Here is a 17,183-nt window from a genome sequence, read left to right as displayed (position 1 = left end):
GCGTCGCGGTGCCAGTCGTTATCCAGATCTAGAACTTAACCCTGAATATAATCACCAAAAAATCTGGCAAAAACTACGACAAGAAGCAGATTCCAAAGCAGTTTTCATCAAAGACATGTCTCATTTTACGTTCTACTTAGCTGATCGAGAATTTTTGTCTATATTTGAAAATACTTTTCTGGTGCGTCATCCCAATAAAACGCTACCATCACTTTACGATAAATGGCCTGATTTTACGTTAGAAGAAACGGGTTATGCCGAACTATACAAACTCTTTGAAATGGCTAAGGAATTCAACGGTAAAACTCCAGTGGTAATTGATTCGGACGATTTGGTACAAAAGCCCGAAGCAACCGTTAAAGCCTACTGCGATGCTGTGGGTATACCGTTTATTAAAGAAGCCCTAGAATGGGAACCAAAATTCCGCCCTGAACTTACCCATTGGGAAGGGGGGTCTTGGGTACTTAACGCCATGTTTAGTACTGGCTTTAAGGAACAAAAAAGAGATAATTATGTGTCAGTAGAAGATAATAAACACTTACAAAATGCTTATGAATTTTGTTTGCCTTATTACGAAAAGCTTTACGAATATCGAATTCGTATTGCTGAAAATTGATCTTGAAATTAATTAACATTATAGCAACTATAGCAATTCTACGACTTGTGAGGTACAAATTTCTGAGGTGCGACCCGTGGCGAATTTAATTCTTAATGCGGAAAGCGCACCTAAGGAGGGAGCAGGGAGCAGGGACTGAGGCCGTAGGCCACGCTACGCGAACGGAGCAGGTAAGAGAGAAGAGGCAAGAGCCAATAGTCAAACAATTCTGTGTACCTCATGAGTCCTAGAAACGCTATATTAAATTTACAATTCAAGCTGTAATATTCCAAGAAATCCAATGATTAACTGGGGAATGGTAAAATTAGAAGGCGATATCAAAAATTAGATATCAAACTCATACCAAACAAACGTTTTATAACAGTTTATGGCAACCGTTTTTACTATACGGCGCTTTGCATAACTATTAAGTACACTGAATTTTTTTCCTATTCTCTCTTACCTGCTCCCTGCTCCGAAGCTCCCTGCTCCCTAAAAACCCAGAACTTTGTACCTAATTGAATTGCAAACCGCTGTATGTGGTTGCGGAATAACTGCCAATGATCATTGAAAACCCCTGCAAAGATATATGAAATTCCCAATTAAAGCTGTACGCTTCCCAATAAATCCAATTATTAAGCAGGGAATGCCAGGATTAGAAGGCGATCGTGGTACTAATATTAATGGCCCATCCCTGATTCGTGTTCCTGAGTGGATTGAAAATCCCCTAGGACGCTATTATCTTTATTTTGCTCATCACTTGGGTAAATATATTCGTCTTGCTTATGCCGACTCTCTAGAAGGAGAGTGGAAGATATATGAGCAGGGAACCCTACACTTGGACGAAACAACTTGCTTGGATCATATTGCTTCTCCAGATGTCCATGTTGACAATGAAGCCAAAGAAATACGGATGTACTTTCATGGCGACTATCAGGGGAGAGATAAGTACGATCAGGTGACAATGCTGGCAAAATCTGAAGATGGTCTACATTTTACTGCTTTGCCAGAGATACTTGGACCATACTATTTTCGAGTTTTCCAGCACAATGAATTCCACTATGCTATTGCCAACAACTGGTATGGTACAGTGATGAATAATCGTCCCATAGCTGGCATTTCACTGCGCTCGAAAGATGGTGTGACGGCGTTTGAGCCAGGACAAGACTTTATACCTAATCTACGACACGGTGCTGTATTGGTAAAAGGTGACTGGTTGCTCCTATTCTACTCCAGATATGGTGATGCTCCCGAACGTATTTTAATGAGCTACGTGGATTTAACCAAGGATTGGGACAAGTGGATTTTTTCAGAATCAGTTACAGTTCTCGAACCAGAAATGGATTATGAAGGAGTTGCTTTACCTATTGTTTCTTCGGAAGTTGGTATTGCAGAAGAACCGGTGCGAGAACTCCACGATCCAGCTATCTACACCGAAGGAGAGAAAACATACTTACTCTATTCAGTAGCAGGGGAAGAAGGTATTGCGATCGCTGAACTAAAATTTTGCTATTAATGGGACAGAGGATGGCATCGCTGGGGAACTCCTAGAAGCAGGAATTCCCAAAGAGCGTATTGTGTTAGGTTTCAAATCACCCGGAGTGAGGAAGCACACAGGGTTTGCAGTTGCATAAAGTGAGTCTGAATTCCATACGGTTTTGGGACAATTCCTTAATTATCGCTTTGCCCTCAAAGCCGAAGATCCAGAGAGATTATTGTATTTAGCTATTCCTCTTGAAATTCACGAGACCTTCTTTGCCCGTCGCTTCGTTCAAATGATTACCCAAGAGTATCAACTAAAACTGATTGTATTCGAGCCAACTAAGGAGGAAATTGTTCAATGGCAAAACTAGAGCAATATCGGCAACTCGTCAAAGAAATTATAACCGAATACAGCAGCCACAAACCCGCTTATGGTGAAGTAGAAGTGGAATTAATCTTTGATACCGAAAGAGACCGCTACCAGCTTGTCCATGCCGGATGGAGTAATCGTCGCCGTATTTATGGTGCCACAATCCACATTGACCTTAAAGATAATAAGATTTGGATTCAAAATGATGGTACAGAAGTTGGAATTGCCAACGTCTTAGTTGAACGCGGTGTGCCTCACCAAGATATTGTTCTGGCCTATCATGCCCCTTACCTCAGGAAATTTACTGACTTCGCAGTAGGATAAGAAATGATAACTGAGCTTTTTTAATTGTCCATACCAAAAATAACCAGGAGGTTTTGATGGTAACTGCTTTAACCACTCCCGATGCCACCTTAGCAGCAATTGAAGCGGCCTTACCCATTGACCCTCAGCCCTATACTATTGGCGATCGCGCCACCGGTTTGATCGTTGTGGATGTGGTCAATGGCTTTTGCACTGTTGGTTTTGGTCCTTTGGCTCCAACAGAACCAAATCAGCAAATAGCCACCATGGTATCAGAAAGCGATCGCCTAGCCAAAGCTTTCACAGCCAAAGGTTGGCCAGTCTTAGCTTTCCTAGATACCCACGAACCAGGGAAACCAGAACCTCCCTATCCTCCTCATTGCGAGAAAGGGTCTGGGGAAGAAAAGCTGGTTCCTGAACTGGAATGGCTAGAAACTCATCCCCACGCCACCTTAATTAAAAAAGACTGCATCAATGGTTTTATTGGTTCCATTGATGTAGATACTGGCAACAATAGTTTAATTCGCTGGATAAACCAGCACAAGCTAGAAGCCTTAGTAGTTGTGGGCATCTGCACAGATATTTGTGTAATGGACTTCGTGGTTACTATGCTATCAGCACGCAATCATGATATGGTACCAACGTTAACAGATATTGCCGTCTATACCGAAGGTTGTTCCACCTTCGACCTCTCGGCACAGATGGCAGCCCAGCAGGGTTTGCCAAAGACGGCAATTCATCCCCAGGAAATCGCTCATCATGTTGGTTTATACACCATGGCAGAGCGTGGAGCGTTCATTGCTTCTACAATTTTGATGTGACCAATTCCAGGCATTGCTGAATCAAGGAATTAATATGAGTGGGGTGGGCATCCTGCCCGCCGGAAAATATATTGAAACTGGCAAGATGCCAGTTCCACGCCAGATGCCCATTACACAGCAAGATGCCCATTACATAGCAAAAGCCTATTACATAGCAAAAGCCCATTAAACCTCACTCTTAAAATCATTCCATTATTAAGCAACGCCCAATCCCAATTTCAAAATCAAGTAAAATTTACCTTTTTAATAAAAATCATGAAATCTCGACTAACAATCGTCACAGGTGCAAGCGGCGCTCTGGGTAATAGTTTTGTTAAACACTTTATACAGCAAGAAAATACCAGTTGCGTAGCCATTTCTAGATCCCCTATGGAAACGGATGCCCTGCATTGCAAATTCGATCTTCTCGATAGCCAAGCCGCAGAGCAAGCCATCACTAATCTCGACCTTTCCGAAGTTTCTGATGTCATCCTTATCCATGGCGTAGGCAAATTCAAATATGAAATCGAGACAGAAACCACCGAGGCAGACTGGGATGAAAAGGGAATTGATGATGAAATATTTTCATCAAACTACCATACCTTTGTCAACCTAGCCCAGCCACTTGTCGAAAAAGTTAACCAGGAGCATCAATGCAATCGCCAGACGACCCTTGCTCTTTGTGGTTTCGGTTCTGTTACGGATAAATATAAGATACCTTTCTGGCGCTCTTATACTTACGCCAAAGATACCTTACGGAGCTATATCCAAGACCTAGCTCAGTCAGAAGACTGGCAAGGACTAATCAGGGGACGGTTTATCAATGTGAGTACTACAGACACAGGTAATGAAAACAAATTGCGACCCAATGCAACAGCTGAAGAGAAAAAATATTGGCTCAAGCCAGAAAAAATCGTCAAGCAATCTCTAGAATCTCTGGAGTCCTTGCAGCCTCTGTGGCAGGAAATAGATGTCTATGAACCCATGCCAGGATTCGAGCCAGACGACTATTACAGCAATTACGATAAAATTCAAGAAAAATGGCAACGACAGATGGGAGTGCCATCTTCATTAACTTAACTGCTTTTTTGCTAAACTTTTAACTGAGTAGTATTTCCTTATCCTTTTTTGGCAATAAGATAGGAAATACTCCTGGATCTAGGAAGTATAAATAGTAGTCTAATTGCTGCATAGGAAATTAAATTGGTTAAGAGTTATGGCAATATTACCTCCCCCAATAGTGTTAGACTCTCTACTGCATCAATGGCTCAAAGAAGATATTGGTAGAGGCGATCGCACCACCCAAGCTTTGTTCGCTCAAGAAGTTAGTTCTGGAAACGGACAATGGATCGCTAAGCAAGCAGGTACAATTGCGGGACTGACAATTGCAGCGCGGGTGTTCTATTTATTAAATGAAAAGGTCAGCTTTATCCCCCTAGTAGCAGAGGGAGAAAGTTGTCAGCCAAGCCAAGCCATTGCTCGTTTTCACGGACCATTTGATGCTTTGTTAATGGGAGAGAGAGTAGCTTTAAATCTAACTATGAGTCTGAGTGGCATTGCTACCCTAACCCGTCAGTATGCCGAAAAAATTGCTGATTTGCCTGCTCAGTTGGTGGATACTCGCAAAACTACTCCAGGCTTAAGACTCTTGGAAAAATATGCAACTCAAGTGGGAGGAGCTATTAACCATCGCATGGGCTTGGATGATGCGGTGATGATTAAGGATAATCATATTAAAGCGGCTGGGGGAATTGGGGAAGCGATCGCTCGAATTCGTAAGACTATTCCCTATCCTATGACCATAGAAGTAGAGACAACAACTCTCCCGGAAGTAGAAGAGGCGATCGCCCACAATGCCGATATTATCATGTTGGATAATATGCCAGTTGAGCAGATGGAGGTAGCAGTTAAGCTAATTCGCGTACGCAACAACATTAAAATTGAGGCATCGGGTAATGTCACCTTAAAGACGATTCGTGCAGTGGCCGAAACAGGAGTAGATTACATCTCCAGCAGTGCTCCGATTACTCGCTCTAGTTGGTTGGATTTGAGTATGAGATTGGGGAGTTGAGATCAACAGTAGTATCGCCGTTTATCTCAAAGAGTATAGCAAGTATACCCTGGGATAGATTTTGAAGGAAGTTCGAGCTTATTACTGTACTATTGACGAGGATGACTTGAGCGAGCAGCCATGACAGAGTTAATGAATGCTGTGATTCTTACCGGATTTGGAGGGCCAGAAAAACTGGTCTATACCCAAGTCCCTAAACCAGTACCGAAACAGGGAGAAGTGTTAATTAAAGTGGGAGCTTGTTCTGTTAATAATACAGATATAAATACTCGTACTGGCTGGTATGCTGCGGAGGATAATTTTCAAGATATTCTGCGAGACACCAAACACAATGACCCGAATCACTCCTCTTGCTGGGCGCAAAGTGGTATAGAATTCCCTCGGATTCAAGGTGCTGACATTGTTGGTAAAGTTGTGGAAATGGGTTCCGATGTAGAACCGCAACTCCTTCATCAACGGGTTATGGTTGACAGTTGGATTCGTGATGAAACGTTAGATGACTATCAATATGTTGGCAGTGAATTAGATGGGGGATTTGCCGAATATGCAGTGATTCCAGCCACCAATGTTTATCCGATTAAGTCTCCACTTTCCGATATTGAATTGGCTACATTTCCCTGTTCTTATTCCACAGCAGAAAATATGGTAACCAAGGGAAGAATTTCAGCAGCAGACACGGTATTGATTATGGGGGCTTCCGGTGGTGTAGGGAGTGCATTGATTCAATTAAGCAAAATTAGAGGAGCCAAAGTTATTGCCATTGTTGGCGCGAATAAAGAGCATTTTGCAGAGGAGTTAGGTGCTGATTATGTCTATCGACGAGATGAGCAATTAGCCTCTAATTTAGAGCAACATCTAATTACTGTTGCTCTAGATGTGGTGGGAGGAGATTATTTTAATTTGATGATTAAAGCGCTTCAACCCAGAGGAAGATATGTTTCTTGTGGTGCAATTGGAAATCCAATGGTTACTCTAGATTTGCGGGATTTGATTTACAAAGATTTAGAGATGATTGGAGCAACGCGGCTTGAACCTGATGTGTTCCAGCAATTGGTTGGATATCTTGAAGAAGGTCTTTTAAAACCTTTGATTGCTAAAGTTTTTAAACTTTCTGCAATTAAGGAGGCTCAGCAATTTTTTCAGACTAAAACCTTTTTTGGAAAAGTGGTTATCACCCCTTAGTAAATAACTGATTGTATAGTTAAGATAAAAAAGAGGTAAGTAAATTTAGAGCATTAAATGAATATCACTTTAAAACTTTTAGATTGCACTCGCTCCAAACACAACCTTACATTACTTTATCAATATGAAGAAATAACTTTTACAACTACTCTCTGGTATTCAACAGTTGACTTTCATCAGCTTGAGTCTGAGTATAGTCAGGAATACATGGAAAAAATTTATTTCCATATTTTGTTATTTCATGGTTTAAAAATATTAAGTTTAAAACCGACTCATCTTGATTTAGGAAAATATGGCAAATATTGGACAAATAATATCCAAAAACTCTGGGAAGTAAGTGTTGAACAATGTTTAGGGCAGTGGCGGTATGAAACGGGTAATTTAGATTATCAAGGAGCCGAAATTATTCATCAAGATGTTACCACCATGAAAAGAGAAGCGGTAACTCTAGTTCCAGAAAGCACTTCCTTGCTTCTTTGTAATGGTGGTGGTAAAGATAGTCTACTAATGGCACGTTTGTTGGACGATAATAGTCTTCCTTTTGATAGTTTCAGTATTAACCTACACACCCATGCTAATCCTGAAAAGTTGTTTGAAATGCACGAACAACATCTTTACAAACTCCAAAATCCGCCACCCAAAATTCATCGTCAGTATATTATCGAGTCATTCCTCAATTCTCCAGCAGCTAAACTTCATGGGGTAGAAGGTGTAGAGGTTTCTGAAATTAGAAACTATGAAGACTTACCCCTCGCTTATGGTATATTTGGTATTCTTCCCATAATCCTTCAGGAGAAATATACCCAACTTTGTTATGGAAATGAAAAAAGTGCTGACAGCGAACAGGTTAAGGTAGATAATCAGGTGATTAATCACGCCTGGTGTAAAAGCACTGAATGTGAAATTTTTTATGAAGAATATATTCAACAAGAGTTTATTAGTAATCTAACAATTTTTAGTTTACTAAAACCCATGTCAGATCCCTTAGTTTATCGGTTATTATCTCAAAAAGTTAGAGAAGAAGATCTCAAATTAGTTTATTCATGTAACACCAATCCTCCTTGGTGTAAATCCTGCCCTAAATGTGCTTACGTTTATTTATCTTATATGGCTTATGTTACTCCAGAGCAGGCAAATGAGGTTCAACACCTCTTAGGCAAAGAAAATCTTTTTGATCGCCCCGATTTACAGCTTTATTATCGACAGTTGATGGGGCTAGAAGCTCATAATGCTTTTGAATGTGTGGGGGAAATCGAAGAAACGAAACTTGCTTTAGAAAAATGTGTTGAACGGGGATTTAGTGGAGATGCGATTAACTGCTATTCTAAAAAAGCCCGTTTAGATAGGAGCGAATATCAAAAGTTGTATAAAAAATACCACCAACTGGATTTATCCTATCAGCGTCTGCCGCCAAAACTGATGGAAATATTGATTGAAGAATGTCATAAATTAGAGAATAAATAATTTTTTTACTGGTTGTAAATCTTACACCCCATTGCCACAAAAAATAATCAGGAGGTCTTGATGACAAGCAATGTAATCATAAAAGAGAACTTTTTAACAGTCGGAGGCAAACGCTTCCACTATATCTGGTTGCGGCAAAATTGCTTATGTCCCGATTGTCGGCATCCAACTTCTTTCCAGGGGTTATTCGATCTCAGCGATCACCCCTCACCCCCAGAACCTTTATCTGTAGAGGAAAAGGATGGAGCGATCGAGATTACTTGGAAAGAAGAACCTCCTCATCGGAGTATATTCCCTGTTTCCTGGTTGCTGAATCGTGCTTACGATCCCTCGCCTCAGCAGCCCGAAGAGCAGAAAATTCTATGGGATCGGGCTTGGTTAGATACTCACCCACCCAAAAAGTACGATATTCATTCCTGTAGTCAAGATATCTGGATGAGTCAGCTTTTCCCATTGGGTTTTACCGTACTCAAGAATATCGCTGCTGACGATTTAGATACTTTCATCTCATCCATTGGACCGATTCACCAAACAGAATACGGACGATTCACGGAATTAAAGGCAATTCCAAACAGCACAGATCTAGGTCAATCACCTACAGGTCATCGGTTGCGACTTCACACTGATCGATGCCACGTCCACGAGCCGCGTCTAGTACAGGTTTTATATTGTGTAGATAACAATGCTTCTGGCGGCGAATCGTTACTTGTTGATGGCTTTCGTATTGCTAAAGATTTTCACCAGAATCATCCAGACTACTTTCAGATTTTGGCAAAAACCCCCTTGCAGTTTCAGGATTTTGACCCAATGCGAGGATATTTTTTCTCCCGCAAAACCCCGATTATAGAACTAGACTGGGAGGGTAAAGTTGGTGGAATCTACTTTAGTCGCAAGACCTCTACTTGGAATCTACCTTTCGATGATCTAGAAGCTTTTTATGAAGCCTATTCAGCTTTTTGTAGTTACTTAAAAAATCCAATTTACGAATACCGCTTCCGCCTTGAACCTGGAGACTGTTTACTAGCGCAGAACTTTAGGATAATTCACGGACGAACAGCTTACGATCCGCTCTCGGGACAGAGACATCTTAGATGGGCTACTATTGCTTGGGATTACATCAGCGCCAGGCATAACTTTGAGATTGTTAAACACCTGTACCTCATGGAAAATTCATCAATTTAATGACCGGTGGTTGACTATAAATTTGGAGTAAATTACAATAATTTATTGTCCTACTTACAGTTACAGCAACAAACACTTTCATAAGTCTATAGAGGAAAGGAAAACATGATCAATAACAGCAACGTGGAAACAAACAAGGAAAAGATTTGCACCACCCGTCCCCTCTCAAAGGAGCAAATTGCACAATACCATGATGAAGGATTTCTCATTGTCCCTAATTTCTTTGACCCTGAAGAAGTTGCACCGATAAAGCAGGCTTTGCAACCCGATTCTGAGTTGAGTGGAATATGGACACAATATGTAGATAATCATGGTACAACATGGGTGGATAGCCATGGTCACTTGAATCAACAACTAGCTTGGATAGAGTTAGGAGACTCTCTACTCAGTGTTATTCCTCGTACAGTTCGGATGGTAAATGCAGTCGAGGTACTTTTAGGAGGATTAGAGTGTTATCATTGGCACTCAAAAATAACAGTGAAAAATCCACATACCCAAGCCTGGATTGAATGGCATCAGGGCTATGGAGGCTGGTATAACGATGGTTGTTTATACCCAGATTTTGTAACTTCCACGGTGGCTATTGACAAGAATACTAAAGAAAATGGATGTCTTCAGGTCATCAAAAAATCCCACTTAATGGGTCGCCTGGATCATAAAGTTTTTGATGGTGGAGGTGGGGCTCTACGTATAGATTCAGAATGGATGGACACAATTATAGACAGACTAGGTATTATCTACTGTGAGCTGGAACCTGGTGATGCACTATTTATACATGCGAATACGATACATTGCTCAGGATATAACCAAACCGATTTACCCCGAACAACTCTAACTTGTCACTACAATGCACGATCAAACGAGCCATTCTGTTTGGAGCGAGTTCCACACCGTCGTTATCGTTTCCTGGAGCGCCTACCAGATACAAGCATTATTGAAAAGAACTACAGTTCGGTCTTGAATAGTCAGGTTTTCATGAAAAAAACATTTGATAAAATTATCACTTATGGGATGGACCCTGAAAAATGAATAGCTCCGAAAAATATTTAGCAAGTCGCTACCTATTGATGATAGTTGCTTGGGAAGGACTTTCCTATTTTTCCAAGTTATAAAATACTCCCATTGGGAGCTAGGAAGTAGTGCGTAGGGTGCGTTAGGGGCGGACTTGCCCTTATTTTTCGCCTCGTAGTCAGCCTTGCGATAGTCCGCCCCGTAACGCACCACCAAAAGGCTCGCCCTCATTTTCTCGGTAGCCAGTGTTGGGACAGTCCATCTGAAAAGAGCAGAAACGGGCAAGATGCCCATTCCACCAAGATGCCCATTCCACCAAGATGCCCATTCCACCAAGATGCCCATTCCACCAAGATGCTCGTTCCACCAAGATGCCCGTTCCACCAAACCAAGATGCCTGTGCCACACAGGGGATCTGGGAACAGGGAACGGGAAATAACCAATTTAAATGCACATCAGCTTACCAATTTTCAAAAATATTGCTACAGATTAATAATCTCCCTATCTCCCTATCTCCCTATCCCCCCATCTCCCCATCTCCCCATCTCTCCATCATCATCGGTAGCAGGCATAAATGAAATTAGTATCAGGATTAAGGAATTGGCACAAATTCATACTCCAAGCTAGAACTATTACTTGGTTCAATTGTCACCAAGTTGACCGGTTGATAGCGATCCCCTGATGGAAAAAAACGAATCGGAGCAGCAGCACCTCTAGCAAAAAAGTTCGGTGCTGACAGTTCCTGTTGAACTCCCGTGCGAGTAGGATTACGTCTAATCGCCGCACTTAGGGCTTGCACAGCATCATAAGCCATAGCTGTGCGCCAGTTTACATCAATACCCCAAAGCTGATCAGCGGTTTTGGGAAATTCCGAGCGAGGGTTGGCTAGGGGATGCCAGGGTAATGCTACTACCATCCCTTGAGCATCTTTACCTGCTACTGTCAATGTCTTGGTATTGTAAACTTGATTTCCCGTCAAAATCACTAATTGTTGACCCAAACTATTGCGGTGTTTGCTATTGAGCTGAACCACATTGAGTACCTGATCAAGGGTGCTAGAATCAGCACCTAACATCAGCGCTTGAGCACCACGATTAATAGCTTGTTTAAAGCTTTTAGCAGCACTAAAATTTTTATCAGACACGTCAAACTCACTAACTACTCGTCCTCCTTCTAAGAAGACAGCGGTTACAAACTCTGACTTAAGAGACTGACTAGACTCACTTTGAGAATTGTATAAAACAGCAACATTATGCTGTTTTAGGTCTTGCAGCATGTGTTTAGCTAATGCTCTAGCTGCCAGGATATCATTCGCTACACTGCGAAAAACAAAGTCGCTAATTCCTGATAGCTTTACTGAAGTGCTAATGGGAGAAATTGTTACTAATTTTCCGGATTCATAGCTATCTGCTGTGGCTTGGGTCACCTTGCTGTTGAAATTACCAACAACTGCCAAAATCTCTGGCTTACTAACCAACTTTGATGCTAATTTTTTGGCTACCTCTGGATTATTATCATCATTAGCGATGAGTACTTTGAGAGGAATACCTTTAATTCCACCAGTTTGATTGATTTCCTGTTGGGCTTGAGCCACACCCCGAAGTATATCTTTGGCAGTATTTAAGTCATCACTAATGGACACAACAGCAGCAATGGTGTAATAGGGTTTGTCCCCAATACGAGCGTTATTAAGGTAGATGAGAGCTTCTGGATCATCACGGTGGAGGTCTAAGGATTCAGTGAATTTAACCACTGCCTCGTCGTAATTAACAGCAGTAACCGCTTCTACTCCTAGCTGTTTTTCCAGTGTTGTTGAATCAGAAAATAAAATATGGTCTCCCCCACTAAGGTAATTTGGTATGCTTGTTTTCTCTGAAGACGTATTGTTCGATACCAGCATAGATAAGGGAGATGTGGTCACTTTAAACCACCACAGACACCCAGATACCAAAGCTAAGGAGATCATCAATGATAGCCCAAGAAGCTTAGTTTCGTTGTTCTGATACATACGCTATTGCTAATTTTTATACAGGCCAACCCTGTTGATTACCCGGAATAATGCTTAATATTAATTTTTTTTGTAATCTTTCAAGGTAATTGATGAGTGGAATGGTTGATGCTTAACGGTTGACAGTTGAAGGTCAACGAAAAACCATCAACGGCGCTTGAAATAGTGACCCTGTAGAATACAACTGAATACAACTGAATACAACTAAATACAACTAAATACAACTAGTTAACAAAAGCCCTTGTTGGATACTCCTGGTTAGTAAATAACTTATGGAAATAACTTATGGAAATAACTTATGGAAATAACTTATGGTACAAGATTTCACCACTGATCAGGTGACAAAATGGCAAAAATATTGATCAGTCCTGAGTTCTTAGTGCTAATGCATGCTGATGGGTGAGTCCTTAGTTATTAGTCAACTCGACTGTTGCCATTGCTGAATAGGGTTTGGGTACTCAAATCGAGTTAGGTCAGTTACCGATTACCGATTACCGATTACTGATTACTGATTACTGATTACCTATTACCCTCAATCATTCCAGAATTGGGCAACGCTCTTATTTCTATGTTGCCCCGTTTCTACTTGCTAGGAATCGGCACAAAGTCATAACCAAAGCTGGAACGATTACCTGGTTCAATCTTGACCAGCTGGACAGCCTGGTTGCGATCGCCTGATGGTAAAAACCGAATTTTGCTGGATACTCCTTGGGGCTGAAAACCTGATCCGGATAGGGAGTTTTGCACACCGGAACGGCTTGGCTGCTGTTTAAGGGCTGCAATTAAAGCTTGAGTAGCATCGTAAGTCAAGGCAGTGCGCCAGTTCACATCTGAACCCCATAATTTCGTGGCGGCTTGGGGAAAGGGGGAATTTGGAGCGCCCAAAATATGCCAGGGGACTGCCAACACCATACTAGCCGCATCCTTACCACCGATTTGCAAGGTCTTGGGTTTGTAAAGACTATCCCCTGCTAGCATCGGTAAACGTCCATCATTGACTTGCACTACTAGTAACGCTTGGTCAAGGGTGGCGGAATTGGGGGCTAAGATCAACACTTCTGCACCTGTTTCGATCGCCTGTTGGACATCAACAGCAGCATTAAAGTTAGGTTTAGTAAAGTCAAACTCTCTCACGACCTCGCCGCCATCAGCAAACAGGGCAGTGGTAAATGCATCAGCAAGAGATTGGCTGTAGTTGCTCCGGGAATTAAAAAAGACAGCTGCTTTGCGTAGATTTAATTGATTTAGCATGTAGCGAGACAGGGCGCTACCAAAAAAGCGATCGCTAGGGATAGTCCTAAAGACATAATTACCCAGTCTTGAAATAGTTACTGAGGTACTAGTCGGAGAAATCACCACCAACTGATTCTCTTGATAAACCTCTGCGGCTGCCAGGGTGACCTCACTGCTAAAATGACCAATAACCCCCAAAACATCTGGATTATCCACAAAAGCTTTAGCTATTTTTTTAGCAACCTTGGTATCATTGTCATCATTAGCAATCAGCACCTTCAATGGTATATTATTAACGCCACCCCTAGCATTGATTTCCTGTTGGGCTTGGGCAACACCCCGTAACATTTCTTTGGCTGCATTTACCTCGACACCAATAGGTATTGAGATCGCAATTGTATAAGACTCAGATGTACCGATCCGAGCGTTATTGAGGTAAATCAAAGCTTCTGGATCGTTTTTCTTACTTTTAAGCGATGCCTCCAGTAAGGAAGCCGCTTTCCCATAATTCCCAGAAGCAAATGCTTTGACTGCTGCCTGTTTGGCTGGTGTTACCTCTTTTGGGATTAAGGTTCTATCTCCGGCACTAAGGTGCTCTGCTATGATTATCTGAGGCTTAATGTTTGTAGTTTTTGGAGTTACCTTAGCCCTAGGTTCATCTTCCTCCGTTTCCTCCGGAAATGGCAGTGTGATTATCTGACTTTTCTGAAGCCACCATAACCCTCCCAACACCATAGCTACCGTAATCACCATGGATAGCAAAAGAACACTCGTTTCGTTTTTCATCGGACATAAGTTCCGTTGTCAGTTACCCTGCATCATTCCTTTAATCAGCAACGCCCCTGCTATAGTATTCGAGATAACAGTTGATAAACCAGCCGGAAAAGTGCCGTCAGAGCGATCGCTGCTGCTGCAGCTAGAACTGATATTATGATAACTAACGGGATTGACTGCTGGACTCGCAGCACCGGGAAAAGTATCAAAAGTCCCAAGCTTATGCCTCCAATAATCACTAAGTCAATTTTTTCAATAAACCTGCGATATTGAGCATAAATTAGCCCTCCCAAACTCATTCCCCATAAAAGCATACCGAGTGGGTTGGAGGATACCAGCTTAGCAAAAGCAGTTGCAGCAATGAATAATAAAGCTCCCTCAAATCCAGTAAAAGCAGCCGCCCCTAGTACCTCAAGTAGAGAAAAGTTTGCTCTGACGGGTTTGGATAGGGGTGAGTGGGTTTGTGGTCGCCTGGTGTGGGGCTGGGAGGGTGGGGATACTGGTAGAACTGAGCCATAATGGCGTTGAGGGGTTGTCTGAGCAATGTTTAAACAATTTATGGCATCAAGAACCTCCTGAGCAGACTGAAAGCGTTGATGGGGCATTGGCATAAGTAGTCGATTGAAAATACTCTCAAGTGCATTGCTGATTTGGATATAACTTCTCCAGTTCCATTCATGGGTAACAGGTTCGTAGAGTTCATTGGGTTCTCTGCCAGTCATCAAAACCATCACAGTCACTGCCAGAGCATACAAATCCGTTGAAGGGTAAATTTGAGAACCGGTCATTTGCTCCGGTGGTGCAAATCCGATGGAATAAATACCAGTAGACCTCGCCGCTGTTGATCCTGGGTTGACCTGTTGCTTAACTGCACCAAAGTCTAATAGATAGAGAAGCCCATTGCGATCGCGCATAATATTGGAAGGCTTGATATCGCGATGAATGGAGCCATTGTCATGGACAAATTGGAGGACTTTGAGAATTTCTGTTAACACTTCTATGGCTTTGGCTTCAGAAAATGCTCCTAAGGTGTTGAGTTCTTCCTCCAAGTTTTGTCCATCAATATATTCTTGTACCAGATAGAAAAACTGGTCTTCTTTACCCGGTTTCAGACTCGGCACCGTCAACGGAAAGTAGGCATACAAATCGGGGATTTGGGGGTGACGCCTGCCCAATTTCTCTAAAACCGTTGCTTCCCGCTCAAACAATCTGTGGGCAGTTTGTAGTTCCCTCTGGCTAATTCTCCCAGACGGTTGGAACTGCTTAACTACACATTGACGCAAGGTAGGGGTATAGCGATCGCGTGCTAGAAATGCGGCTCCAAATCCTCCTTTCCGCAGCAGCTGGGAGGGAATGTAGCGACTTGCTACAATCAGGGGCATACCACAGCTATTACAATACCTTTGCTCTGTGGTGGTTAGAGTGGTTCTGTTATCTAGATCATCAAAGTAATTATGGGGATTTGGGCAGCCAGGACGGGTGCAGAAAATTTCCATGTTTTAGAGGATCACTACGAAAGACAAGGCGCTACCAGGCATCTACTTGATACTCTACTAGAGTCTATTTATCTCCCTCAATCAAGGGTTAGGCATTTGTACATTAGTTCTAGATAAATCTATATCTATATCCAAATGCTAATGTTCATTCCTTGCTACCGCTTCGCGCTTCGCTCAGGTATCAGAGGTTGGACGTCAGCTGACAAGCTCTAGCAAGTCACTGCTTGTTGTGTTTATTTTAGTCGTTAGCTATTATTAAACTCACGCCATTTTGAAGAAGCCCCTGGAATTTTTTGCATTACTGATCAGATCTTCTCCTGGGCAGCGGGATAAATTCCGTCACTTGTTTTCAACCTTCTCTTGATGCAGTCGCTCATGGGGGAAACCCCCAAGACCGCGCTGCATCGCTTTCAACCCCCGGCTTCAGCGTGGGGGCTATCCACTTCTAGATTGTTGGGATTAGTTACCATCCCTGATAGTGGCAAGGATTGCCCGTGCCATGCTACTGAGCCAAACAAGGGCAAAATCTGCCTACAGAAGGCTTCTGTTGCTTTGGAAAGGTAACGATTGGGGTTAATCACCAAAGACAATACCCGTTTAACCACTACTCCCTCTATTTTTGCCCTGTGTAGCACCCCCATTTGTAATTCTTTTTCAATAGCTGTAATCGATACAAAGGCAGCTCCTAGTCCTGACTGTACTGCATTCTTAATCGCTTCAATGGAGTTAAGTTCCATCTCCACCTTAAACCGTTTAGCATCAATGCCACTGCGACCTAATACCTGGTCAATTACCTTACGGATGGTGGATTGGGAGTCCAAGGCAATAAACTGTAACTTATACAGGTCCTCTTTTTCGATCTTCTCCAAAGAAGCCATGGGATGAAATGCAGGCAATATTAGCACTAGCTCATCTTCAGCATAAGGACTAATGGTCAAGGTTTCCTGAAGTTCTAGGGGAACTTCACCACCAATAATGGCCAAATCCACCAGTCCATTGGCTACACCCCAGGAAGTGCGGCGAGTGGAGTGAACCTGTAATTGTACTGTCACTTCAGGATAGTGTTGTCGGAACATACCAAGCATCCGAGGTAGTAGATAGGTTCCGGTAGTTTGAGATGCACCAATAATTAAGGTACCACCTTGGAGACTTTGTAAGTCGTCAATGGCTCGGCAGGTTTCCTGGCATAGAGCCAGAATTTTTTCCCCATAG

General features: G+C 42.3%; 15 protein-coding genes and 3 pseudogenes. 13 read left to right on the top strand and 5 right to left on the bottom strand.

Going from position 1 to position 17,183, the window contains the following annotated elements:
• The 13 genes and pseudogenes from F6K20_RS04535 to F6K20_RS04475 form a co-directional block, all read left to right on the top strand.
• A partial coding sequence (locus F6K20_RS04535) for a sulfotransferase-like domain-containing protein (RefSeq protein ID WP_287293903.1) occupies window positions 1-616 on the top strand: 616 nt, incomplete at its 5' end.
• A gap of 568 nt (window positions 617-1,184) precedes the next feature.
• Window positions 1,185-2,111, top strand: a complete 927-nt coding sequence (locus F6K20_RS04530) for a glycoside hydrolase family protein (protein WP_287266419.1) — start codon at window positions 1,185-1,187, stop codon at window positions 2,109-2,111.
• A 4-nt stretch (window positions 2,112-2,115) separates the two neighbouring features.
• A pseudogene (locus F6K20_RS04525) lies at window positions 2,116-2,229 on the top strand (element excision factor XisI family protein); the annotation flags it as partial.
• Window positions 2,230-2,247: 18 nt separating this feature from the next.
• Window positions 2,248-2,448: pseudogene (locus F6K20_RS04520) on the top strand (element excision factor XisH family protein); the annotation flags it as partial.
• Window positions 2,436-2,771, top strand: a complete 336-nt coding sequence (locus F6K20_RS04515) for a XisI protein (protein ID WP_071106653.1) — start codon at window positions 2,436-2,438, stop codon at window positions 2,769-2,771. The pseudogene F6K20_RS04520 and the gene F6K20_RS04515, both read left to right, overlap by 13 nt.
• A gap of 56 nt (window positions 2,772-2,827) precedes the next feature.
• On the top strand, window positions 2,828-3,571 hold the full coding sequence (locus F6K20_RS04510; protein ID WP_287266421.1) for an isochorismatase family protein: 744 nt from the start codon (window positions 2,828-2,830) through the stop codon (window positions 3,569-3,571).
• Window positions 3,572-3,584: 13 nt separating this feature from the next.
• The gene (locus tag F6K20_RS04505; RefSeq protein WP_287266424.1) at window positions 3,585-3,740 is read left to right on the top strand and encodes a hypothetical protein; all 156 of its coding nucleotides are present in this window, start codon (window positions 3,585-3,587) and stop codon (window positions 3,738-3,740) included.
• 86 nt (window positions 3,741-3,826) lie between these two features.
• A complete protein-coding gene (locus tag F6K20_RS04500; protein ID WP_287293901.1) occupies window positions 3,827-4,630 on the top strand; it encodes a Rossmann-fold NAD(P)-binding domain-containing protein in 804 nt (267 codons plus the stop codon).
• 136 nt (window positions 4,631-4,766) lie between these two features.
• Window positions 4,767-5,621: a carboxylating nicotinate-nucleotide diphosphorylase gene (gene nadC / locus F6K20_RS04495; protein WP_287293900.1), complete on the top strand. Its 855-nt coding sequence runs from the start codon at window positions 4,767-4,769 to the stop codon at window positions 5,619-5,621.
• A 120-nt stretch (window positions 5,622-5,741) separates the two neighbouring features.
• Window positions 5,742-6,803 (top strand): alcohol dehydrogenase family protein, encoded by a 1,062-nt coding sequence (locus tag F6K20_RS04490; RefSeq protein ID WP_287293898.1) that lies wholly within the window; start codon window positions 5,742-5,744, stop codon window positions 6,801-6,803.
• 57 nt (window positions 6,804-6,860) lie between these two features.
• A complete protein-coding gene (locus tag F6K20_RS04485) occupies window positions 6,861-8,267 on the top strand; it encodes a MurL C-terminal domain-containing protein (RefSeq protein WP_287293897.1) in 1,407 nt (468 codons plus the stop codon).
• A 60-nt stretch (window positions 8,268-8,327) separates the two neighbouring features.
• Window positions 8,328-9,449 carry a TauD/TfdA family dioxygenase gene (locus F6K20_RS04480; protein ID WP_287266439.1) on the top strand — a complete coding sequence of 374 codons (1,122 nt, stop codon included), beginning with the start codon at window positions 8,328-8,330 and terminating at the stop codon, window positions 9,447-9,449.
• Between the two features lie 105 nt (window positions 9,450-9,554).
• Window positions 9,555-10,478 carry a phytanoyl-CoA dioxygenase family protein gene (locus tag F6K20_RS04475; protein WP_071106660.1) on the top strand — a complete coding sequence of 308 codons (924 nt, stop codon included), beginning with the start codon at window positions 9,555-9,557 and terminating at the stop codon, window positions 10,476-10,478.
• A gap of 160 nt (window positions 10,479-10,638) precedes the next feature.
• Here F6K20_RS04475 and F6K20_RS04470 read toward each other — a convergent pair whose 3' ends face one another.
• The 5 genes and pseudogenes from F6K20_RS04470 to F6K20_RS04450 form a co-directional block, all read right to left on the bottom strand.
• Window positions 10,639-10,914: a hypothetical protein gene (locus F6K20_RS04470; RefSeq protein WP_287266443.1), complete on the bottom strand. Its 276-nt coding sequence runs from the start codon at window positions 10,912-10,914 to the stop codon at window positions 10,639-10,641.
• A 138-nt stretch (window positions 10,915-11,052) separates the two neighbouring features.
• The gene (locus F6K20_RS04465) at window positions 11,053-12,468 is read right to left on the bottom strand and encodes an ABC transporter substrate-binding protein (RefSeq protein ID WP_287293895.1); all 1,416 of its coding nucleotides are present in this window, start codon (window positions 12,466-12,468) and stop codon (window positions 11,053-11,055) included.
• Between the two features lie 582 nt (window positions 12,469-13,050).
• The gene (locus tag F6K20_RS04460; RefSeq protein ID WP_287293893.1) at window positions 13,051-14,487 is read right to left on the bottom strand and encodes an ABC transporter substrate-binding protein; all 1,437 of its coding nucleotides are present in this window, start codon (window positions 14,485-14,487) and stop codon (window positions 13,051-13,053) included.
• Between the two features lie 59 nt (window positions 14,488-14,546).
• Complete coding sequence (locus F6K20_RS04455; RefSeq protein WP_287248428.1) at window positions 14,547-15,971, bottom strand: serine/threonine-protein kinase; 1,425 nt, start codon at window positions 15,969-15,971, stop codon at window positions 14,547-14,549.
• Between the two features lie 511 nt (window positions 15,972-16,482).
• Window positions 16,483-17,183: pseudogene (locus F6K20_RS04450) on the bottom strand (LysR substrate-binding domain-containing protein); the annotation flags it as partial.

It is taken from the genome of Moorena sp. SIO2C4 (assembly GCF_010672485.1).
GTDB lineage: Bacteria > Cyanobacteriota > Cyanobacteriia > Cyanobacteriales > Coleofasciculaceae > Moorena > Moorena producens.
The sequence above is the reverse complement of the archived record's forward strand: the minus strand, read 5'-3'. Positions and strand labels throughout refer to the sequence as shown.

Excerpts from the sequence above, each read along its gene's own strand:
- F6K20_RS04500 (WP_287293901.1), top strand. The coding sequence starts at position 3,827 with ATGAAATCTCGACTAACAATCGTCACAGGTGCAAGCGGCGCTCTGGGT.
- F6K20_RS04485 (WP_287293897.1), top strand. The coding sequence starts at position 6,861 with ATGAATATCACTTTAAAACTTTTAGATTGCACTCGCTCCAAACACAAC.
- F6K20_RS04455 (WP_287248428.1), bottom strand. The coding sequence starts at position 15,971 with ATGGAAATTTTCTGCACCCGTCCTGGCTGCCCAAATCCCCATAATTAC.
- F6K20_RS04530 (WP_287266419.1), top strand. The coding sequence starts at position 1,185 with ATGAAATTCCCAATTAAAGCTGTACGCTTCCCAATAAATCCAATTATT.
- F6K20_RS04490 (WP_287293898.1), top strand. The coding sequence starts at position 5,742 with ATGACAGAGTTAATGAATGCTGTGATTCTTACCGGATTTGGAGGGCCA.
- F6K20_RS04475 (WP_071106660.1), top strand. The coding sequence starts at position 9,555 with ATGATCAATAACAGCAACGTGGAAACAAACAAGGAAAAGATTTGCACC.
- F6K20_RS04460 (WP_287293893.1), bottom strand. The coding sequence starts at position 14,487 with ATGAAAAACGAAACGAGTGTTCTTTTGCTATCCATGGTGATTACGGTA.
- nadC (WP_287293900.1), top strand. The coding sequence starts at position 4,767 with ATGGCAATATTACCTCCCCCAATAGTGTTAGACTCTCTACTGCATCAA.
- F6K20_RS04465 (WP_287293895.1), bottom strand. The coding sequence starts at position 12,468 with ATGTATCAGAACAACGAAACTAAGCTTCTTGGGCTATCATTGATGATC.
- F6K20_RS04480 (WP_287266439.1), top strand. The coding sequence starts at position 8,328 with ATGACAAGCAATGTAATCATAAAAGAGAACTTTTTAACAGTCGGAGGC.
- F6K20_RS04510 (WP_287266421.1), top strand. The coding sequence starts at position 2,828 with ATGGTAACTGCTTTAACCACTCCCGATGCCACCTTAGCAGCAATTGAA.
- F6K20_RS04515 (WP_071106653.1), top strand. The coding sequence starts at position 2,436 with ATGGCAAAACTAGAGCAATATCGGCAACTCGTCAAAGAAATTATAACC.